This is a genomic window from Pseudomonas sp. P116 (assembly GCF_020149425.1).
In the GTDB taxonomy this organism is placed as follows: Bacteria; Pseudomonadota; Gammaproteobacteria; order Pseudomonadales; family Pseudomonadaceae; genus Aquipseudomonas; species Aquipseudomonas anatoliensis.
This window is the reverse complement of record NZ_JACVHB010000004.1, coordinates 625,075-647,600: the sequence shown is the minus strand read 5'-3', so window position 1 is coordinate 647,600 and position 22,526 is coordinate 625,075. Positions and strand designations below refer to the sequence as shown.

General features: G+C 60.5%; 9 protein-coding genes. 4 read left to right on the top strand and 5 right to left on the bottom strand.

The genetic code is table 11. The annotated features are described in order from the left end of the window. Positions 1–36: 36 nt before the first annotated feature. Positions 37–13,035, bottom strand: coding sequence for a non-ribosomal peptide synthetase (locus ICA15_RS17310; RefSeq protein WP_210553932.1), 12,999 nt, complete (start codon positions 13,033–13,035; stop codon positions 37–39). A 366-nt stretch (positions 13,036–13,401) separates the two neighbouring features. On the opposite strand from ICA15_RS17310, the gene ICA15_RS17305 reads away from it, so the two are divergent. Next, entirely contained in the window at positions 13,402–13,956 is a 555-nt protein-coding gene (locus tag ICA15_RS17305; protein ID WP_210553933.1) for an RNA polymerase factor sigma-70, read from the top strand. Between the two features lie 111 nt (positions 13,957–14,067). Here the strand turns inward: ICA15_RS17305 and ICA15_RS17300 are convergent, their stop codons facing one another. From ICA15_RS17300 to ICA15_RS17285, 4 genes are all read right to left on the bottom strand, one after another. Then, positions 14,068–15,081 (bottom strand): GNAT family N-acetyltransferase, encoded by a 1,014-nt coding sequence (locus ICA15_RS17300; protein ID WP_150603390.1) that lies wholly within the window; start codon positions 15,079–15,081, stop codon positions 14,068–14,070. 83 nt (positions 15,082–15,164) lie between these two features. Beyond that, positions 15,165–16,352 carry a hypothetical protein gene (locus tag ICA15_RS17295; RefSeq protein WP_210553934.1) on the bottom strand — a complete coding sequence of 396 codons (1,188 nt, stop codon included), beginning with the start codon at positions 16,350–16,352 and terminating at the stop codon, positions 15,165–15,167. Between the two features lie 157 nt (positions 16,353–16,509). Then, complete coding sequence (locus tag ICA15_RS17290) at positions 16,510–17,307, bottom strand: substrate-binding periplasmic protein (RefSeq protein WP_210553935.1); 798 nt, start codon at positions 17,305–17,307, stop codon at positions 16,510–16,512. A gap of 92 nt (positions 17,308–17,399) precedes the next feature. Further along, positions 17,400–18,023 carry a TetR/AcrR family transcriptional regulator gene (locus ICA15_RS17285; protein WP_150603388.1) on the bottom strand — a complete coding sequence of 208 codons (624 nt, stop codon included), beginning with the start codon at positions 18,021–18,023 and terminating at the stop codon, positions 17,400–17,402. Between the two features lie 183 nt (positions 18,024–18,206). Here ICA15_RS17285 and ICA15_RS17280 point away from each other — a divergent pair, with 183 nt between their 5' ends. Genes ICA15_RS17280 through atuC form a run of 3 tightly spaced genes read left to right on the top strand, consistent with a single transcriptional unit; the run spans position 18,207 to position 22,499 of the window. After that, positions 18,207–19,997, top strand: a complete 1,791-nt coding sequence (locus tag ICA15_RS17280; protein ID WP_210553936.1) for an acyclic terpene utilization AtuA family protein — start codon at positions 18,207–18,209, stop codon at positions 19,995–19,997. A 12-nt stretch (positions 19,998–20,009) separates the two neighbouring features. Continuing rightward, positions 20,010–20,879, top strand: coding sequence for an SDR family oxidoreductase (locus ICA15_RS17275; RefSeq protein WP_150686748.1), 870 nt, complete (start codon positions 20,010–20,012; stop codon positions 20,877–20,879). A 3-nt stretch (positions 20,880–20,882) separates the two neighbouring features. Further along, on the top strand, positions 20,883–22,499 hold the full coding sequence (gene atuC, locus ICA15_RS17270; RefSeq protein WP_210553937.1) for an acyl-CoA carboxylase subunit beta: 1,617 nt from the start codon (positions 20,883–20,885) through the stop codon (positions 22,497–22,499). Positions 22,500–22,526 lie beyond the last annotated feature (27 nt).

Here is a 22,526-nt window from a genome sequence, read left to right as displayed (position 1 = left end):
TCTGTAGGAGCTGCCGCAGGCTGCGATCTTTTGCTTTTAAAAACCCTCCAGCTCCGCCATCAGATCATTCAACCGATCCACCTTCTCCTCAGTGATTTCACCGGCCGCCAGCCCATCGATGTACTCGGCCAGTTCCGCAACCGTACTGCACTCGAACATAGCTCGCAGCGGCACATCGCGTTGCAGGGTTTTCTGTACGCGCGAGGCGATCTGCGTGGCCAGCAACGAGTGCCCGCCGAGTTCGAAGAAGTTGTCGCGCACGCCAACCTGCTCGACCTTCAGCACCTCGGCCCAGATATCTGCCAGGGTTTGCTCCAGCTCGTTGCGCGGCGCCAGGTAATCCTGGCTCTGCAACTGACCGATCTCCAGTGCCGGTAACGCCTTGCGATCAAGCTTGCCGTTGGCATTGAGCGGCAGTTGCGCGAGCCATAGCCAGTGCAGCGGCACCATGTATTCCGGCAGTTCACTGCGCAGGCGTTGCTTGATGCGCTCCAGGCGATCGCTCGGGTTCAGCGCAGAATCCGCTGCCACCAGATAGCCGACCAGATGCTTGCCGTTGATGCCTTCCTGCACACCGACCGCGGCATCGCGGACTTCCGGCTGTTCGTGCAGACGCGCTTCGATTTCACCCAACTCGATGCGGTAGCCGCGAATCTTCACCTGATGGTCGACCCGGCCGACGTACTCCAACACGCCATCGCTGCGGCGGCGCGCCAGGTCACCGGTGCGATACAAGCGTTCGCCCGGTGCGCCGAACGGGTTCGGCACAAACACCGGCGCGGTTCGCAGCGGATCGCTGACATAGCCGCGCCCCACCCCGGTGCCCGCCACGCACAACTCACCCACAGCGCCCAACGGCACCAGTTCCAGCGCGCCATCCAGCACGTACAGCAAATTGTTGTCGGTCGGCGTACCGATCGGCAAATAACTGCCGCGAGTCGACGCCATGTCCACGCGGTAGAACGCCACGTCGTCCGAGCATTCCGCCGGACCATAAGCGTTGACCAGACCAATGTCCGGGTAACGCAGCAGCCATTGGTGCGCCAGTTCCGGCGGCATTGCTTCACCGGTCGGCAGCATCCAGCGCAGACCGTCGAGGCTCAGACGATCCGAGGCGAGCATGCCCTGAATCAGCGACGGCACACTCTCCAGCACGGTAATGCCCTGGGCCTGCACATGCACCAGCAACCCTTGCGGATCGTGAGCGATGGTATTCGGCACGATGTCGACCCGTGCACCAAACAGCGGTGCAGCGAGGAACTGCCAGACCGAAATATCGAAGCTCTGCGAAGCGGTTTGCGCGATCACGTCGGCCTCGCTCAAATCGAGGTACGGCACCTTGCTCAACTGATTGTTGAGCATGCCGCGCTGCTCGACCATTACGCCTTTCGGCAAACCGGTGGAGCCGGAGGTGTAGATCACATAGGCGAGGTTGTCCGGGCCACTGTGAATGCCAGGGTTCTGCGCCGATGTCGCCAGCGCTTGCACCTCTTCCCACACCAGCAAGCGTGGACGATTGGCGCAACTGAATTCATCGAGCAACGTCTGCGCCTGTTCACGGCACGCCTCGCTGCACACCAGCACTGGCGTGCGGCTCAGCTCAATGATCCGTTGCAGACGCTGGCTCGGCAGTCCCGGGTCCAGCGGCAAGTAACCAGCACCCGCCTTGAAGCTGCCGATGATCATGCCCAGCAAATCAAGATTACGCTCGGCCAGCAACGCCACCGGTTGATCCATTTGCACCCCGGCCGCGACCAAGGCATGGCCGAGACGGTTGGCATTCTGGTTCAGCGCCTGATAGCTCAATTGAACATTCAGGCAACTGGCGGCAATACGCTCCGGATGCGCCGCAACCTGCGCTTCGAACAGCGAAACGTAGCTCTGCTCCAACGGATAATCGTGGGCGCTCTGGTTGCAACCGTGGAGCAGGAAGTCCTGCTCCTCACTGCCCAGCAACGGCAGATCGGCCATGTCGCCATGGAAACCGTCGACCAGCGCCAGCAGCAGACGCTTGAACTCGCCGAGCATGCGCTCGACCGTCGACTCGTCGAAGTAACGCTGGTCATACGACAGGTGCAGCCCAAGGTCATCGCCCGGATAACACACCGCCGTCAGCGGGAAGTTGGTGTGGGTGCGGCCCGAATCCGAGGTTGCGTTCAGGCTCTGCGCACGGTCCAGTACCGAGACTTCTACCGGCGCGTTCTCGAACACAAACAGGCTATCGAACAGCGGTTGGCCTTTCGGCAGTTCGCTTTGCTCCTGAATGCTCACCAGCGGCAGGTATTCGTACTCGCGCAGTTGCATGTTGCTGTCGAGCAACCCGCTCAGCCATTGCCGCACGCTGGTACGCTGATCGTCCGCCGGCATCTGCACTCGCAGCGCGATACTGTTGATGAACAGGCCGACGGTGCGTTGCATTTCCGGCATCTCAACCGGACGCCCGGCAACGGTCACACCGAACAGCACGTCGCGATCACCGCTCATGCGCCGTAGCACCAGTGCCCATGCCGCTTGGGCGAAGGTATTGATGGTCAGTTGATGGGCCTGGGCCAGCTCACGCAGACGGGCACCATCCGCAACATCGAGACGGGTGTAGCGGTCACCGACGATCATGCCGCCACTTTCGCCGGCATGTTCTCGCAGGAACGGTCGGTCGCTCGGGATCGGCGTGGTGCGTTCAAACCCTTGCAGGTTTTGCTGCCACCACTGACGCGCTTCGGCAAGACTCTGACGTTGCAGCCAGCCGATGTAATCGCGATAACGCGGCGGCACGCTCAGTTGAGCTTCGCGACCTTCGCCAAGCGCGGTGTAGATCTCGAAGAAATCGTTCATCAGCAGCGAACGGCACCAGGCATCGATGAGGATGTGGTGGTTGCTCATCATGAACCAGTAGCGCGCCGCGCCGACCTTGATCAGACGCAAGTGGAACGGTGCCTGGTTGAGCAGATCGAACCCGGCTTCGCGCTCGCTTTTGAGCAGCGCTTGCAGCTTGGGTTCCTGCTCGGCGTCGCTGATGGCGCTCCAGTCCAGATACTCGATTGGCGTGCGCCCCGGCGTGTGAATCACTTGCAGCATGTCTTCGCCGACGTTCCAGCAGAACGAGGCACGCAACGCTTCATGACGGCCGATCACGGCTTGCCACGCTTGAGCGAAACGCTCGGGGTCGAGTTCGCTGTTGATGCGGTAGCGATCCTGCATGTAGTACAGACCGGTGCCCGGTTCGAGCAAGGTGTGCAGCAACATGCCTTCCTGCATCGGCGTCAGCGGATAGACGTCTTCAATGTGTGCGGCAGGCACCGGCAAGGCATCGAGTTGCGCCTGGGTCAGTTTCGCCAGCGGGAAGTCCGACGGCGTCAGGCCACCGGCCTCAGCTTGCAGGCAATGCTCGATCAGGCTTTGCAATTCGCCCAGGTAGGCGTCGGCCAGATCATTGATGGTCTGCGCCTCGTAACGTTCGGCGCTGAAGGTCCAGCGCAGCAGCAGTTCACCGCCGTAGACCTGACTGTCGACGCTCAACTCGTTCGGCAACGGCGCCTGCGGATCGTGGGCCGCGCCGACCGGTTCATCCAGCGGACGGAACAGCGCATCGCTGGCGAAACTCTGATCGAACTGGCCAAGGTAGTTGAAGGTGATCGGCGCATTCGGCAGCGCGGCCATGCTGCGTTGGCTGAGTTCATCCGCCAGATAACGCAGCACGCCATAACCGAGGCCTTTGTGCGGCACAGCGCGCAACTGCTCCTTGATCGCCTTGATCGAAGCGCCCTGCCCGGCGGCTTCTTCGATGTTGTGCGGCGTCAGGCGCAATGGATAGGCGCTGGTAAACCAGCCGACGGTGCGGGTCAGGTCGATCTCGTCGAACAGGGTTTCGCGGCCGTGGCCTTCCAGTTGAATCAGCGCCGACGGTTGCCCGCTCCAGCGGCACAGCACACGGGCCAACGCGGTCAGCAGCAGATCGTTGACCTGCGTGCGATAAGCACTTGGCGCCTGTTGCAGCAATTGTCGGGTGCGCTCGGCATCGAGGCGCACGCTGACGGTTTGCGCGTGGCGATTCTGCTGGCCGCCCTGTGGGTTTTCGCAGGGCAGATCAGCGCTCGGACCGGCCAGTTGGGTCTGCCACCAGTTGAGTTCTTCGCGCAGTGATTCGCTCCCGGCGTAAGCCTGCAGGCGTGCCGCCCAATCCTTGAAGGCACTGGTTTTCGCCGGCAGTTTCACCGACTGCCCGGCGTCGAGCTGGCGATACACGGTTTGCAGATCGTCGAGCAAAACGCGCCAAGACACACCGTCGACCACCAAGTGATGAATGGCGATGAACAGGCGTTGCTGAGCGTGCGGGCCATCGACCAGCAAGGCACGCAGCAGCGGACCGTTTTCCAGATCAAGACTGCGTTGAGCATCGGCGAACAGCGCCTCGCACATGTCCATCGACGCGACGCGTACTGAGGACAAAACAACGGCATCCGAAACCGGTTGATGTACCGCTTGCCACTGACCGTCTACCTCGGTGAAGCGCAGACGCAGGGCGTCGTGCTGCTCGATCACCGCCAGTAGCGCTCGTTCAAGAAGCTGCGGCTCCAGCGCGGTAGTCGGTTCCAGCAACAACGCCTGGTTCCAGTGCTGACGCTCAGGAATATCGGTATCGAAGAACCAGTGCTGAATCGGCGTCAGACGCGATTCACCAGCTACCAGACCTTGCTCGGCTGTCACCAGCTCGGTGCGGCTGGCCACAGCGGCGAGGGTCTGCACGGTCTGATGCTGGAACAGATCACGCGGACTGAAATGAATGCCCTGCTGACGCGCGCGGCTGACCACTTGAATCGACAGAATCGAATCGCCACCCAGCTCGAAGAAGTTGTCGTTGAGGCCGACCTGTTCGACGTTGAGCACTTCGCACCAGATCTGCGCCAGGGTTTGTTCGAGCTCGTTGCTCGGCGCCACATAGTCCTGACGATTCAGCTCCGGATCCGGCGCCGGCAGTGCGCGACGATCGAGTTTGCCGTTGGCGGTGAGCGGCATGCTTGCCAGCAGAATCAGGTGGGTCGGCACCATGTAATCCGGCAGTTGAGCCTTGAGGTGCGTCTTCAGTGCTTCGCGCAGTTGAGCTTGTTCAGTCTCGCTGTGCTCGGCAATCTCGGTGACAAGGTAGCCAACCAGTTGTTTGCCGCTCGGCGCATCCAGCGCCAGTACCACCGCTTCGCGAATTGAGTCGTGGTCAAGCAAGCGCGTTTCGATTTCACCAAGTTCGATACGGAAACCACGGATTTTCACCTGATGGTCGATCCGACCCAGGTACTCGACCAGACCGTCGGCACGCTGGCGCACCAGGTCGCCAGTGCGATACATGCGTCCGCCATCAGCGGCAAACGGGTCAGCGACAAAACGTTCGGCGGTGATACCCGGACGGTCGTGATAAGCCTGCGCCAGACCCGCGCCGCCGACAAACAATTCACCGGTCGCGCCTTGCGGCACCAACGCAAGATCGGCGTCGAGAATGTACGCCACGCGAGCGCCGATCACGCTGCCGATCGGCACACTGCCGGCGCCCTCTTCGAGCACGTCCGGGGCCAGACTGGCCAGCGGCATGACCACGGTTTCGGTCGGGCCATAGGCGTTGAAAAACAGGCTCGGCTTGAACGCCGCACGAATGCGTTGCAGGTGTTCGCCGGTCAGCGCTTCGCCGCCGGTGATGATCATCCGCACCGGCAGAATGTCGTTTTGCGTGGCGAGGAACTGCGCCAACTGGCTGCCGTAGCTCGGGGTGAAACCCAGGACGTTGATGCGATGGGTGCGGATCAGCCCGCAGATTTCTTCGGCGTCCCACTGCCCTTGCGCCCGCAACACCAACTGCGCGCCGCTGAGCAGTGGCACCAGCAAGCGCTCGGTCGCAGCATCGAAGTTGATCGAATAGAAGTGCAACTCGCAGTCGTCAGGGCGCATGCCGAAACGCTCGATGACAGCTTGGCAATGCATCGCTATTTCGCCGTGGGACACCACCACGCCTTTCGGTTTACCGGTCGAACCCGAGGTGTAAATCAGGTAGGCCTGATGCTGCGGCAGGCTGATAAATGGCAGCTCGGTGGCCGGGAAATCGGCCAGTGCGGCGCTGTCCTCTTCCAGGCACCAACTCGCCACGCTCGACGGTAGCTCGCCGAGCGCGTTGAACATCGCGCGATCACTGAGTAGCAGACCGATGCGGCTGTCTTCAATCATGTAATGCAAACGGTCGAGCGGGTATTCCGGATCGAGCGGCACATAAGCGCCGCCAGCCTTGAGGATCGCCAGCAGGCCGATGACCATCTCCAGCGAACGCTCGAGCGCCAGACCAACGCGCACTTGCGGTCCAACGCCGCGCTCACGCAGGGCCCAGGCCAGACGATTGGCGCGGGCGTCGAGTTCGGCGTAGCTCAAGGTCTGGTCGGCGAACGTCAGGGCTGGCGCATTTTTGCGCAGCAGTGCTTGCTCGGCGAACAGGTGATGAATGCACTGATCGAGACGATGCTCGCCCGGCTCGACGCCTAGGCTGTCGAGCAGTCGCTGTTGCTCCGGGGCGTTCAGCAGCGCCAATTCGCTGAGGCGTTGTTGCGGGTCGGCGATCAGCGCTTCCAGCAGGTTGCGCCAATGTCCGGCCATGCGCGCGATGGTCGGCTCGTCGAACAGATCGGTGCTGTACGTCAGGCAGCAGCCCAGGCGATGGTCGAGGTCGGTGACCTCCAGGTTGAGATCGAACTTGGTCGCCCGCGCATCGTTGGCCAGGTACTCGACGGTCATGCCGGCGAGCATGCGGCTCTGCTGGAATTCCCAGCGCTGCACGTTGCACATCACCTGAAAAAGCGGGTTGTAAGCGGCGCTGCGCGGTGGCTGCAAGGCTTCAACCAGATGATCGAACGGCAGATCCTGATGGGACTGCCCTTCGATCACGGTGTGGCGCACCTGCTCAAACAACTCGCCGACCGACATCTGCCCGTCGAGCTGGCAACGCAGCACCTGAGTGTTGAGGAACGCGCCGATCAGCCCTTCGCTTTCCGGACGGATACGGTTCGCCACCGGCGCGCCGATGCGCAGATCGGTCTGGCCGCTGTAGCGGTAAAGCAGCGTGGCGAGTGCGGCGGTCATGGTCATGAACAGGGTCAGACCGTTTTGCGCATTGAACGCCCGGACCCGCGCGGCGAGGTCATCACTGAGGTCGAAACGGAACAGCTCACCCTGATGGCTCTGCACCGGTGGACGCGGGCGGTCACCCGGCAATTCCAGCAACGGATGTTCGCGGCCCAGTTGCGCGGTCCAGTAGTCGAGTTGACGCTGACGCTCGCCGGACTCCAGCCAGTTGCGCTGCCAGACGCTGTAGTCGAGGTACTGCACCGGCAACGACTCCAGCGGCGATTCGCGATCATCGACGAACGCTTCGTACAACGCGCTGAGTTCACGGGCAAAAATGTCCATCGCCCAGCCTTCGGTGACGATGTGATGCAGGGTCAGGACGAAGTAATGCTCATGCTCGGCAGTCTTGACCAGACAGGCGCGCAGCAGCGGACCGGTTTCCAGATCGAACGGCAGATGCGCTTCTTCGTCGGCCAGTTGCTGGACGTTCTGCTCACGCTGGTCAGCCGCGAGTGTCGAGAAATCTTTCCAGCCCATGCGCACGCCAGTCTCGGCGTGCACCTGCTGACGGGCCACGCCATCGACACTTGGGAATGTCGTGCGCAGGGTTTCGTGGCGCAGGATCAGCGCTTGCAATGCCGCCTCGAAATGCTCGACATGCAACACGCCACGCAGGCGCGCCATGCCGCCGACGTTGTACGCCGGACTGTCCGGTTCCATCTGCCAGAGGAACCACATGCGCTGTTGCGAGTAGGACAACGGCACGGGTTGGCTGCGGTCGACCTTTTCAATCGGCGGCTGTTTGTTAGTGCGACCGCTGACCTGGATCAGACGGATCTGTTCGGCGAAATCACCGAGCTCACTGTGTTCGAACAACGCGCGCAACGGCAATTCGACGTCGCAAGCCTGACGGGTGCGCGAGATGATTTGCGTGGCCAGCAGCGAATGACCGCCGAGGGCAAAGAAATCGTCACGCAGGCCGATTTGCGCCAGGCCCAGCACTTCGCGCCAGATGGCGGCGATCTGTTGCTCCAGTTCAGTGACCGGTTCGACATGCTCACGCACTTGCCATTGCGGCTCGGGCAAGGCGCGGCGGTCGAGTTTGCCGCTCGGGCTCAGGGGCATTGCGTCGAGGCGCATCAGCTGCGCCGGGACCATGTAATCAGGGAGTTCGGTGGCCAGTGCGGTTTTCAGTCGGTTGATTTGCGCGTCCTGGTCTGCGCTGGCATCGGTCGCCGTGAAGTAGCCGATCAGTTGCGCGCCGGCAGCGGTTTCACGCACCAGCACCACGGCTTGGGCGACGCCGTCGTGTGCCAGCAAGCGTGCTTCGATTTCTTCCGGTTCGACGCGAAAGCCGCGCAGTTTGACCTGCTGATCGAGACGGCCGAGGTATTCGATCACGCCATCGTCAGTCCAGCGTGCACGGTCACCGGTGCGGTACAAGCGAGCACCCTGCTCGCCCAATGGATCGACCACAAAACGTTCGGCGGTCAGCGCCGGGCGACCGAGATAACCACGCGCCAGCCCGATACCGCTGATGCACAGCTCGCCGGGTACGCCCGCAGGTACAGGATTGAGGTCAGCGTCGAGCACGCGACACACCACGTTGCCCAGCGGTCGGCCAATGGGCGAGCGCTCGCCATCAGCGGCGGTGCAATGCCAGTGGGTGACGTTGATCGCGGTTTCAGTCGGGCCATAGCGGTTGTGCAGTTGCACTGCCGGCAGTTGCGCCAGCACGCGGTTGCGCAACTCGGCTGGCAAGGCTTCGCCGCCGGAGAAAACCCGGCGCAGGCTGGTGCATTCGGCGCTGAGCGGCTCGTCGATGAACAGCGAGAGCAGCGGCGGCACGAAGTGCAATGTGGTCACGCCATATTGCTGAACCAGTTGCGCGATGCGATGCGGATCACGGTGTTCGCCCGGTGCGGTAATCAGCAGGCGCGCACCCGTGATCAGCGGCCAGAAGCATTCCCACACCGACACGTCAAAACTGATCGGCGCTTTTTGCATCAGCACGTCGCTGTCGTTCAGGCGATAAGTGTTCTGCATCCATTGCAGACGTTCAGCCAACGCCGCGTGGGTGTTGCCGACGCCTTTCGGTTGACCGGTGGAACCGGAGGTGTAAATCACGTAGGCGAGGTTGTCGCCGTGCAGGTGCAGTCCCGGCGCATGGCTTGGCCAGTTCTCCAGATGCAAGGCATCCATGGCGATGACGCTGACGCCTTCGCGGGCCGGCAAGCGGTCGAGCAATGCGGTTTGCGTCAGCAGCAATTCGACGCCGCTGTCGCTGAGCATGTAGGCCAGACGCTCGGCCGGGTAATCCGGATCGAGCGGGACATAAGCGCCGCCTGCCTTGATGATCGCCAACAGGCCGATCAGCAGTTGCGGCGAACGCTCGGCCGCGATGGCCACGCAGACATCCGGGCCGACACCTTTGTCGCGCAGGTAATGCGCCAGTCGATTGGATTGAGCATGTAGTTCGGCGAAATCGAGACTGCCGCCATCCCACACCAGCGCGGTGCGTTGCGGGGTCAGGCGCAGTTGTTCGTTGAGCAGTTCCGGCAGCCATTGCTCAGCCTTGGCACAAGGGACGCTGCTCCAATCTGATTGCTGTTCGCTTTCGCTGGCAGTCAACAGTTGCAGATCACCGATGGCGTGGTGCGGACGCTCGCAGGCATCTCGCAGAAGATTGCTGAAATGCTCCGCCAGCCGCCCGATGGTCGCGGCGTCGAACAGCTCATCGGCATAGTCGAAGGACAAGGTCAGGCGCCCGTTGCGGTCTTCTTCGCTGTGCAATTGCAGATCGAACTTGGCCTCGCGGCTGTGCCACGGCAACTCTTCGGCGAGCAGACCGGGCAAGCGTTTGAGTGCACTGAGGTCACGTTGCTGATGGTTGAACATGACCTGGAACAGGCCTTGTTCGCGAGCCTGCGGGAAGGCTTCGAGCAGTTGTTCGAACGGCAGGTCCTGATGGGCTTGTGCGCCGAGTGCAGCCTCGCGGGTTTGTGCCAGCAACTCGGTGAACGACAGGCGTGAATCGACGTCGGCGCGCAGCACCTGAGTGTTGATGAAGAAGCCGATCAGGCCTTGGGTTTCCAGCCGTGGACGGTTGGCATTGGGCACGCCCACGCGAATATCACGTTGACCGCTGTAACGGTGCAGCAAGCTCTGGAACGCCGCGAGCAACAGCATGAACGGTGTGGCATCGTGCGCTTGGGCAGTCTGCCGAATGGCTTCGCTGAGGCTGACGCTCAGACGTACGCTGTGGCGCGCGGCGCTGCGAATGCGCTGCGCCGAACGCGGCTGATCGGTGGCCAGTTCCAGCGTCGGATGCTCATCGCCCAACTGCGCTTTCCAGTAGGCCAGTTGCCGCTTGCCCTCACCTTGCGCCAGCCATTGGCGCTGCCAACTGCCGTAGTCGGCGTACTGGGTTGGCAATGCCGCGAGCTCAGTGCGCTGGCCTTGGGAGGCGGCGGCATACAGGCGCGAGAATTCATCGATCAACACGTTCAGCGACCAGCCGTCGGCGATGATGTGGTGCATCGTCACCAGCAGTTTGTGGTCTTCGTCATCAAGGCGAATCAGCGTCACCCTGAGTAGCGGGCCTTCTTCCAGATCGAACCGGGTGCGCGCTTCGTCCTCACGGATTTGCTCAGCGCGAGCTTCACGTTCATGGGTTGGCAGGTCACTGATGTCGACCAGTTGCAGGTTGAATTCAGCCGCAGCATCGACTTGTTGCAGTGCCACGCCGTCGCGTTCAAAGAAGCGCGTGCGCAGGGATTCGTGGCGTTCGATCAGTTGCTGGAAGCTTGCGCGCAAAGCATCTTCGTCGAGCTCGCCGCGCAGACGCAGCGCCCCCGGAATGTTGTAGGCGCTGCTTTGCGGATCCAGTCGCCAGGTGATCCACAAGCGATTTTGCGCCAGCGATTGTGGCATTGGCTCCGTGCGCGACAGGGAAATGATTTCGCCTTGAGCGCTGCCGCCATCCTGTTGTTGCAAGGCCACGGCGGCGGCGAAGGCGGACAGCGTCGGCGCTTCGAAAAGCAGACGCAGGCTCAGCGCCAGACCGAGCTCTTCGCGCACCCGGGCGATCACTTGGGTGGCGGCAATCGAGTTGCCACCGAGCAGGAAGAAGTGATCGTCGGCATTGACCTGTTTGACGCTCAGTTGCGCGGCCCAGATCTTGCCGATCAGGGCTTCGAGTTCGGATGCTTGCAGGGTCGATTCGGCACCTTGCGCTTCATCTGAAGGGAACACCGCATAGCTGTCGAGGCTGCCATCGGCCAGGCGATTACGGCAGGCCGAACGCTGCAATTTGCCGCTGGAGGTTTTCGGCAATGCGCCCGGATTGAGCAACACCACCACGCTCGGTGCTTGCTGATAGGCCTCGGCCACCGCTTGGCGGATGGTTTTGATCAGCGTTTCTGGCGGCAGAATTTTCTGCACGCTGCGGCTGATCTCCGCCGCGATACCGATGCCTTCTTCGCCGTCCTGAGTCACCGCAAATGCCGCGACCCGGCCCTTGCGTACCACTTCCACTTCGCTCTCGATCGTCTTCTCGATGTCCTGCGGATAGAGGTTATGGCCGCGCACGATCAACATGTCTTTCAGGCGACCGGTGACGAACAGTTCGCCGTCACGCATGAAACCCAGGTCACCGGTGCGCAGCCAGGTGCGGCTGGCGTGCTGGACGAAAGTCTTGGCGCTGGCCTCGGGGTTGCGCCAGTAACCGTGAGCGATGCTCGGGCCAGCCGCCCAGACTTCGCCGACGGCATTGTCGGCGAGTTCTTCCAGACGGGTTGGCTCAACGATCAGCACCGCGTGTTCTGGCTGGCTGATGCCGCAACTCATGATCGCGCTGCCGTCGCCCGGCTCTGCACGGTTTTGCGCCAGCGCCTGATCGTCCACGCGCAGCGCAGGAATGCCCTTGCCGCGCGGCGTGCCGGCGACGAACAGCGTGGCCTCGGCCAGACCGTACGAAGCCATGAAACTGTCGGCACTGAAACCACACGCCGCGAATTTTTCGGCGAAGCGTTCGTTGGTGTCGAGACGGATCGGTTCGGAGCCGGAATAGGCCACGCGCCAGCGACTCAGGTCGAGACGTTCAAGCGCCGATTCACTGACCCGCTCGCTGCACAAGCGATAGGCGAAATCCGGCCCGCCGCTGATGGTGCCGCCGTATTGGCTGATCGCTTCGAGCCAGCGCAGTGGCCGGCCGAGGAAGTACGCCGGCGACATCAGGATGCACGGCACACCGCTGAAAATCGGCTGCAACAGACCGCCGATCAAACCCATGTCGTGGTACAGCGGCAGCCAGCTGACGATGACGTCATCGGGGTTCACGTCGATGCCAAAACCGTGGCGAATCAGCAGCTCGTTGGCGACCAGATTGCCGTGGCTGACCTGCACGCCTTTGGGCAGCGCGGTGGAGCCTGAGGTGTATTGCAGGAATGCAATGTGATCGGCCGGCAGAGTCGGCTCAACCCAGCGCTCAGCCAAAGCGCTGTCGAGGGTATCGACGCACAACAGCGGCGGTGCGCCTTCGATCTGTTGCAAGGCATCGCGCAAGTCGGCGCTGGTCAGTAGCAGGCGCGGTTCGGCGTCGGCAATGATCGACAGCAGGCGCTCTTGATGATGACGGCGGGCCGATTCCGGTGGATAGGCCGGCACCGCGATCACCCCGGCATACAGGCAACCAAAAAACGCCGCAACGTAATCCGGGCCACTTGGGAACAGCAGCACCGCGCGATCAGCAAATTCGGCCTCGGCCTGCAACGCAGCAGCAATGGTGCGCGCGCGTTGGTCCAGTTCGCGATAGCTGAGGACCACAGCCTGCGCTTCGTTTTCGGCAAGAAAACGCAAGGCCAGCCGATCCGGCGTCAGGGCCGCGCGGCGCTGGAGGGCGTGGACCAGGGTGCTGGGGAGTTCGAACGCGTCGGTCATGAGGTTTCCTGCCTGAATTCGGCTTGCTAGTGGAATCGGGTTGCTGCGACACGCCCTCGCGGGGCATGCAGGGCGCGGTCTACGCCGACCGCGCAAGGCATGGGAATGCTGTCTGGCCGGGAGTCTTTATCCGGAGCCATTCACCAATGAGAACGGATGACGTCTTGAAATAATTAGTCGGCAGGCTGGATCGCTAATAGGGCTGGGGTGCGGCGGCGTGTCGCAGTTCTCAGATCGCACCCATTCAATGGATTGTTTCTCTTTCTCATTTGACAATCATTATCATTCAACATAATTTGTCGCTCGATGTGTAGGGCAGCCCGCCCCCAGGCGCCCCACTAACCTATTGGCAGTAAGGTGATTTCCATGACGGAACAAGTATCCACAAGCAGGTGCGATTCACCGCTACTTCAGGCATTCGTCGACAACCGACTGATTCTGGTCAAGATTGCAGCACGCATTACCGGCTGCCGGTCACGCGCCGAAGATGTGGTGCAAGATGCGTTTTTCCGACTGCAGTCGGCACCGCCGATCACCTCGTCGATCAAGGCGCAATTGAGTTATCTGTTCCAGATCGTGCGCAACCTTGCGATCGATCACTACCGCAAACAGGCGCTGGAACAGAAGTACTCCGGCCCTGAGGAGGAAGGGTTGAACGTGGTCATTCAGGGTGCTTCGCCGGAAATCTCGCACATCAATTTCTCGACGCTGGAAAACATCGCCGATGCGCTGACCGAGCTACCGAGTCGCACGCGCTATGCATTCGAGATGTATCGCCTGCATGGTGTGCCGCAGAAGGACATCGCCAAGGAGCTTGGCGTGTCGCCGACCCTGGTCAATTTCATGATCCGTGATGCGCTGGTGCACTGCCGCAAGGTGTCGAGCAGCCGTCGGGATCCAGTGGCTGTGGGTCGTCGTTAAGACCGAGTTGTCCGCACAAAAAAGATCGCAGCCTTCGGCAGCTCCTACAGGTTTAACGCGAAACCCGTGCAGGAGCTGCCGAAGGCTGCGATCTTTTGCTTTAAGGCAATATCAAGCCAGCTTGCACCGATCAAAAAACCGCTCACGCCCCAACATCATCAGCGCTGCACGTTTGTGCGGGAAGTCGAACTCTTTTTCGCAATGGAAGCACTGGTTCTGCATGTAGCCGATCATCTTCGCGTTGTCGGCGCGCGGTTCGGCGACCACTCGCTGAGTGCGCGGATCATCCAGAAACAGGTAATGCACCAGCGCCGATAACCAACTCGCCACTTTGTGCGGGCCGCGGTGATCCTCCTCACCTACCAACATATGAATGCCACGGTCGTAATTGTCGGCATCGTAGAACGGCGCGATGCGATCTTCCTTGGCCCAATAGGCTTCGAAATAGGCAAATGGCTGATCATCGAAACAGCCGATCAAGGTCAGCGTGTGCGGATCGGCGTCGAGTTTGCCGAGGTATTCGCGATGCTTTTCGAGACTGCCCTGTTCGTCCCAGAAACTGGCGACTCGCGGGTTGTTCTGCCAGCGATTGAAGCGCGGCAGGTCGTCTTCGATCTGGACCGTGCGCAGAGAAATCCAGGCGCCGAGGCGCGCATCGAAACGTCGATAGACTTCACCGCGCGGCTTCACCGGTCTTAAAGGATGGCGCTTGCCAGCGCTAATCTTCATTTGTTGCGGATAGCAGCCGGTCAGAGACGTGCCGAGCCACGGTTGCGGTAACTGCCAGAACAGCGTGCGCTCGCAGCGGTATTCGCCGGTCACTTCAGTGTTCACCAACAGACCGCTGAGCAAGGCTTCGGTCGGCGGCTGGTCGAGTTGCCAGGTCAATTGCTGGCACGCCGGATCGCGCGCGAACAGCCAATAACAGGCTGCCCACAGGGCTTGCCCCGGCGGCAAGGCGAAGCGTTCATCGATATGGATCGGGCCCTTGGCCTCGCGATCAAGGCGCAGGCGAATCAGCGGCTGCCCGTCCAGGCTCAGGCTCAAACGGCTTTCGGTTGCATCGGCTACCAACTGGCTGCCCGAAGGCAGGGCCAGGGCAGTCAGGTCATTCAGATTGGACATGGGTCGGGCTCACGATAATCGTCGACAGTTAAACGATGTGACGTGAGCCGAGGGCAAAAAATTAAGCTCATTTGCAAAAAGACTTAAACTTCGTTCCCTGACAACATTTCCTTCAAGCGAATACGGGTTACGTCGTAATCATTCCCGGCGACAGAATTAACATGACTGACCAGTCGCAGTTGCACAGTGCTGGAGTTGGCAATGAAGGTACTACCCACTGTGATCCATTCCGGCGATAGAAGAGGTGTCGGTTCTACAATGATCGACTGATCGCTTTCCAACGACAGTTTTGGCGCCGGATTAGCCGGACTATTCCTGCGAAGTTGCAGAGTAAATTCATAACTACGGCCCGGCTGCAGATACTTATAATCCTTGAACAGGTGAATACCGTTGTTGGGACTTGTATATCCCCAATTCCATAGATAGTGTCCAGTCTTGTCACTCTTCACAATGAGATCTAACGGATCCGCCGCGGCAGGTCCTTTCTTCCAACTGTTCCACCCCGTCAGGTCGAAATCTGTGAAGTCGTCGAGTAACTGATGCTCGCGCTGACGAATCTTGTGAGTCGTACGCGGAAGTTCCTGAGCAGTCTCAATATCTGATTGACCGCCATAGGCGAGAAAGCATTCAACTGTCAATGCTGAATAATCATCCAGGCCAAACAACCATCCGCGAGGAATAGTCAACTTGACACCCTCGACAAGATGACGCTCCTCAATCTCTTCCGCCTCCAGGAGCGTAAGCACTGTCTCGGACGGGTCAGCATGCAGGCCCGCAACACGAACCCACATCTTCTGACCCACGGCGAAAAAAGGTGGGGGGGCTAATGTGACTATCGCATCATGCGAAAGACTGCGCAGGTCCAGCACTTTATCCCCTTCGATTAGAGTCACATCTGGAAGTGCCGGGGCAGGGAGATCAGACATATCCAGATATTGCACCTGGAGTTCAAGCTTCTGTGATTCCCATGAGGTATTGCCTCGAGAAACCTCATACCAGACAAAAAGGGTTTTACCGATGCAGGCACCGATCGTGCAGGCAAGAATCCCGAAATCAACGCTTCCACTTTCATTACCTTGTTTTTCCTCGAAAGTGGGAACCCCTATACCTGCCGGCCCCTCGCAATGAAAAATAATGGTATCGGTCTTCTCCATCTTATATTTGACGGTCGCTGTTGCCCCGTCAAAAGCGTCCATTGGATAGAGCGTATTATTAGTAAGCGCTTCTTTTACTTCCGGGACTGGTAAATCCATTTCCATGAAATGTGTCATTACTCAAACTCCTGCAAGATAAGGTCGTACACCGAGAGTCAGGTACGATCACGATTCAAACAGGAATAATCTGCCCCAACCACTGTCAGGTCTGACAGGTTAAAAAGCCTTCGCTGGGTGGTAGGCTGGCATGTTCAGAGTACCAACAGCATCCCTGTCAGTGATCATGCACCGGCACCACGGCAATCCGATAGGGATCGAAGATCTTCAGCATTTCGCCATTGTCGCGCAGGCCTTGCAGCAACTTGCTGAACGCTTCGCCGGTTATCGGCGCGGCCGGACGCAGGATGGCGTAATGGTGATAGACCTGATCGATGCGCTGGGACACCAGCAATTCATCGCGCACCTTCTCGTTGCGCAGCAGGTAGTCACTCAAGTACGAACGGGTCACCAGCGCAATATCCGCGCGTCCGCGCAGCACCATCAACAGGTTGCTGTCGTGGGAATAGGTCAGCGTGGCCTTGAAGTTTTGCGCGAGGAATTTCGGGTCGGCATTGAAGTTGGCGAACTCGTAGTGATAGCCACTGAACAGCGCCAGACGCTTGCCGCCGAGGTCGGCAAAATAGTTCTGCTGCCGGCCGTCTTCGCGTTGGGCGACAAAAATCTCGGCATCCTCAAGCCCCATGTCGACGTCGTTGTGAGGGATTTCCTTCCAGCCCCACTCAGGGTTCTCGAAGATCGCCATGTCGATCCGGCCCTGCTTGAAATCACCGAAACGGCGCGGAATCGAAGTTGGCACGAGGACGAACTGATAGTCGCTTTGCAGCCGGTTCAAGGCCTCGACCATCTGTGGCAACAGACCGGTGTCGGCACCGTTTTCGGGGCGAACGGTATAAGGCGGAAAGTGCGCTGCACCAACCCGAACCAATTGCGCTGCCTGAGCGGGCAATACCCATAATGCAGCCAGCGCTGCGAGCAATAACCTCGCGGCGGTCCGACTTGGCAAAGACTTCAAAACACCCCACTCCCCGAAAAAATACCGATCAATGCATTCAAGCTAGGCGGTTTCGCCCAGTTAGCCAGTTTCCCGGCCCGATAGAAAGCGCTTCAACGCTCTTCAAGCACCAGAATCAGCGCCTCATCAGCCAACTGATCAAGACTCAGACTGCCGCCGGCACGGAACCAGGTGGTGGTCCAGGACAGGGCACCGGTGAGGAAACGCCGCGTGACAAATACGTCCCCACGAATGAACCCGGCCTCCTTGGCTTCACCGAGCACCTGTAGCCAGATTTCTTCATAGACATCGCGCAAGGCGAGAACCTTGGCCTGGCCTTCTTCGGACAACGAGCGCCATTCATAGACCAGCACCGCCATGGCTTCGCCGCTGCCGCCCATGATCGATTGCAATTCACAGCGAATCAGCGCCAATACGCGCTCGCGCACATTGGTCGCATCGGCGAGCGCCGCGCGCATCAATGCGGTGTTATAGCGGATGGTTTCTTCCATCACCGCACGGAGAATTTCGTCCTTGCTTTTGAAGTGATGAAAAATGCTCCCCGACTGAATACCCACCGCGCCGGCCAGATCGCGCACCGTAGTACGCTCATAACCTTTGTTGCGGAACAGGTGAGCCGCCACTTGCAGCAGTTTGCCGCGGGCGCTGTCCGGGTCGGTCAACTGGCCTTGGTCGACCAATTCGCGCATGACCCTCAGGGCTTTTTGCTCGTCCACCCGTTCTCTCCTACAGTCGATCAGTCTGTTGCCCCCTGAAACCGCAGGGTTGCGCGCAATTTAAGCCGCGGACGGCAACCAAGCAAGCGCTCGGGCAGAAGATATTTCAACTGTTTACAAACCAAGCGCTTGCTTGGTAGCCTCCAGACACTTCTGTCGCAGGTCCCTGAGTCGGAGATGAAAATGCCAACCACCGTTCGCATCGGATGCGCCAGTGCTTTCTGGGGTGACACCTCTACCGCCGCCGCTCAACTGGTGGACGGTGGACGCCTGGATTATCTGGTGTTCGATTATCTGGCCGAGATCACGATGTCGATCATGGCCGGCGCGCGCATGAAGGATCCGCAAGGCGGGTTCGCCAGCGACTTCATCGAAGTCCTCACCCCGCTGCTGCCGCAACTGGCCGAGCAGAATATTCGCGTCATCAGTAACGCCGGCGGCGTCAACCCCCAGGCCTGCGCCGCCGCGTTGCAAGCCGCCTGCGATACAGCCGGCATCAAGCTGAAAATCGCCGTGCTGCTGGGCGATGACCTGCAACCGCAATTCAAGCAACTCGCCTCTCAGGGCATTAGCGAGATGTTCACCGGTACGCCATTGCCTGCGATGTGCGTCTCGACCAACGCCTACCTCGGCGCGCCGGGCATTGTCGAAGCGTTGCGCCTGGGCGCCGATATCGTCATTACCGGACGCGTGGTCGACAGCGCCGTCGTCAGTGCCGCGTTGGTGCATGAATTCGACTGGTCGTGGCACGACTACGACAAACTCGCCCAGGCCGCACTGGCCGGGCACATCATCGAATGCGGCGCGCAGTGTACCGGCGGTAACTTCACCGACTGGCGCGAAGTGCCGGACTACGAGCACATCGGCTTTCCAATCGTTGAAGTCAGTGCCGACAGCCAGTTCATCGTCAGCAAGCCCGAGGGCTCCGGCGGGCTGATCACGCCGCTGACCGTCGGCGAACAGATGCTTTACGAAATCGGCGATCCGCAGGCCTATTTGCTGCCCGATGTCATCTGCGATTTCACTCAGGTCAAACTTCAGCCGCGAGGCAAGAACGCGGTGCAGGTACAGGGTGCCAAAGGCCTGCCGCCCAGCGACAAATACAAGGTCAGTGCCACGTATCCGGACGGCTTTCGCTGTACCGCCAGTTGCCTGATCGCCGGCATCGATGCGGTGGACAAGGCCCGTCGCGTCAGCCAGGCGATCATCGACAAGACCTCGGAAATGTTCAGCCAGCGCGGCTGGGCACCTTACAGCGAAACCCACATTGAATTGCTCGGCAGCGAAGCCACCTATGGCCCTCACGGGCAGCGCCACGACACCCGCGAAGTGGTAATCAAACTTGCCGTGCGCCATCCGGACAAGCAGGCGCTGATCCTGTTCTCCCGGGAGATCGCCCAGGCTGCAACCGGCATGGCTCCGGGCCTGACCGGCATCGTTGGCGGGCGGCCGACGGTCTATCCGGTTATCCGCCTGTTCTCGTTCCTGATCGACAAAAGCGCCTGCAACGTGCACATCAACATGACCGGTGAGAAGCACCCGTGTGCCCTACCCGCGCAGACCGCACTCGACAGCCAGGACTTGCCAATCGCCGAGCAACCACCCAAACCCCAAGGTCGCGCTGACGCCAGCGTACCGTTGGTGAAACTGGCCGTGGCGCGCTCCGGTGACAAGGGCAATCACAGCAATATCGGCGTCATGCCGCGCAAGCCCGAATACCTGCCGTGGATCGCCGAAGCGTTAACGCCAGCGGTCATTGTCGACTGGATGAGCCACGTCCTGGACCCGATTTACGGCCGGGTCGAACGCTGGTATCTGCCCGGCACCCACAGCCTGAACTTCCTATTGGAAAACGCCCTCGGCGGTGGTGGTGTGGCCAGTCTGCGCATCGACCCGCAAGGTAAAGCCTTCGCCCAGCAACTATTGGAAATCCAGATCCCGGTGCCACAAAGCATCGCCGAACAGTTCGACTAGAGGAGGGTTTGCATGGCTTACGCGTCGATTTTCAATGCTGATTTGTTCCGCGGCCAGACCATCATCGTCACCGGCGGCGGCAGCGGCATCGGGCGCTGCACCGCCCATGAACTGGCAGCGCTCGGCGCCCATGTGCTGCTGGTCGGGCGCAAACCTGAAAAGCTGCAAAAAGTCGCCGCCGAAATTGCCGAGGACGGTGGCTGCGCGGATTGGCAGGCTTGCGATATTCGCGATGAGGAAGCGGTCAGACAACTGGTCAGCGAATTGATCGCTGAACACGGGCCGATCCATGGATTGGTCAACAATGCCGGCGGCCAATACCCGGCGCCGTTGGCTTCGATCAATCAGAAAGGTTTCGAAACCGTACTGCGCACTAATCTGGTCGGCGGTTTTCTGATGGCGCGGGAAGTGTTCAACCAGTCGATGAGCAAACACGGCGGCAACATCGTCAACATGCTCGCCGACATGTGGGGGGGCATGCCCGGCATGGGCCATTCGGGCGCGGCGCGTGCGGGCATGGACAATTTCACCAAGACCGCCGCGTTCGAGTGGGGCTACGCCGGGGTGCGGGTTAACGCGGTGGCGCCGGGGTGGATCGCGTCCAGCGGCATGGACACTTATGAAGGCGCGTTCAAAGCGGTGATCCCGACCCTGCGCGAACATGTGCCGCTCAAGCGCATTGGCACCGAATCGGAAGTCAGCGCGGCGATCGTGTTTTTGCTCAGTCCGGCGGCGGCATTCATCAGTGGCAGTACCTTGAGAATCGATGGTGCGGCCAGCCTTGGCAGTCGGGCCTGGCCGCTACACAAGGCGTCTCATAGTGAGTCGTTCAATGGTTTTCACCGGGCCTACCTTCCCGATGTGCTCAAGGACAAGGAGTAAGCCATGGCGCAGATCCAGTCCCGACTCGACCCGCACAGCGAAGCGTTCGCCCGCAACCGTGCGGCGATGCTTACCGCCATCGAGCAAGTGCAACAACTCGAACAGAACCTGCTGAACAAGGCCGGCGAAGCCAAGGCGAAATTCGACAAACGCGGGCAATTGCTGCCCCGCGAACGCCTCAATCTGCTGCTCGACCCCGGCGCACCTTTTCTCGAACTGGCCAGCCTCGCCGGTTACAAACTGCATGACGACAAGGACGGCAGCGCGGCCGGTGGCGGCTTGATCGCCGGCATTGGCTACGTGTCAGGCATCCGCGCGATGGTCGTCGCCAACAACAGCGCAATCAAGGGCGGCACGATTTCGCCCAGCGGCCTGAAAAAATCCCTGCGCCTGCAACAGATCGCCCAGGAGAACAAACTGCCGGTCATCACCCTCGCCGAAAGCGGTGGCGCCAACCTCAACTACGCAGCGGAGATTTTCGTCGAAGGTGCGCGCAGCTTTGCCAATCAGGCACGGATGTCAGCGATGGGTTTGCCGCAGATCACCGTGGTGCATGGCTCGGCTACGGCGGGCGGCGCTTATCAACCGGGTTTGTCGGATTACGTGGTGGTGGTGCGCGGCAAGGCCAAGCTGTTTCTGGCCGGCCCCCCGCTGCTCAAAGCCGCGACCGGCGAAGTGGCGACCGATGAAGAACTGGGGGGCGCCGAGATGCACGCGCAGGTCGCCGGCACAGCCGAATATCTGGCCGAGAACGATGCCGATGGCGTGCGACAAGTGCGCGAGATTCTGCGGATGCTGCCATGGAACGAGCAACTGCCGTGGCTACCGGAGCCGCAATACAAAGAGCCGCTTTACCCCATCGAAGAACTGCTCGGCTTGATCCCGGACGATCCGAAAAAACCTTACGACGTGCGCGAAATCATTGCGCGGATCGCTGACGAATCGAACTTCCTCGAGTTCAAGGGCGAGTTCGACCAGCAAACCATTTGCGGCCAACTGAAAATCCAGGGCCGCGCCTGCGGCTTCATCGGCAACAACGGCCCGATCACGCCGAACGGTGCGAGCAAAGCTGCGCAGTTCATTCAGCTGTGCGATCAGAGCCAGACGCCGCTGCTGTTTTTCCATAACACCACGGGGTTCATGGTCGGCACCGAGTCCGAGCAGCAAGGGGTGATCAAACACGGTTCGAAACTGATTCAAGCGGTGGCCAACGCGCGAGTGCCTAAACTGACGATGGTCGTCGGCGGCTCCTACGGCGCCGGCAACTATGCGATGTGTGGGCGCGGCCTTGATCCACGGTTCATTTTCGCCTGGCCCAACAGCCGCACGGCGGTGATGGGCGGCGCGCAGGCTGGCAAAGTGCTGCGCATCGTCACCGAAGCCAAACAGCTCAAGGACGGCCTGGTACCAGACCCGAAAGTGCTCGACATGCTCGAACAGGTCACCGCGCAGAAACTCGACAGCCAGTCCACCGCGCTCTACGGCAGCGCCAACCTGTGGGACGACGGATTGATCGACCCGCGTGACACTCGCACCCTGCTCGGTTACTTGCTGGATATTTGCCACGAAGCCGACATTCGCGCACTGCAACCCAACAGCTTCGGCGTCAGCCGCTTCTGACGGCCACGGATCTTACGGAGAACAATA

Bases quoted from the DNA above. Each gene is read 5' to 3' on its own strand.
- ICA15_RS17295 (WP_210553934.1), bottom strand. From the start codon at position 16,352: ATGACACATTTCATGGAAATGGATTTACCAGTCCCGGAAGTAAAAGAA.
- ICA15_RS17280 (WP_210553936.1), top strand. From the start codon at position 18,207: ATGCCAACCACCGTTCGCATCGGATGCGCCAGTGCTTTCTGGGGTGAC.
- ICA15_RS17275 (WP_150686748.1), top strand. From the start codon at position 20,010: ATGGCTTACGCGTCGATTTTCAATGCTGATTTGTTCCGCGGCCAGACC.
- atuC (WP_210553937.1), top strand. From the start codon at position 20,883: ATGGCGCAGATCCAGTCCCGACTCGACCCGCACAGCGAAGCGTTCGCC.
- ICA15_RS17305 (WP_210553933.1), top strand. From the start codon at position 13,402: ATGACGGAACAAGTATCCACAAGCAGGTGCGATTCACCGCTACTTCAG.
- ICA15_RS17300 (WP_150603390.1), bottom strand. From the start codon at position 15,081: ATGTCCAATCTGAATGACCTGACTGCCCTGGCCCTGCCTTCGGGCAGC.
- ICA15_RS17310 (WP_210553932.1), bottom strand. From the start codon at position 13,035: ATGACCGACGCGTTCGAACTCCCCAGCACCCTGGTCCACGCCCTCCAG.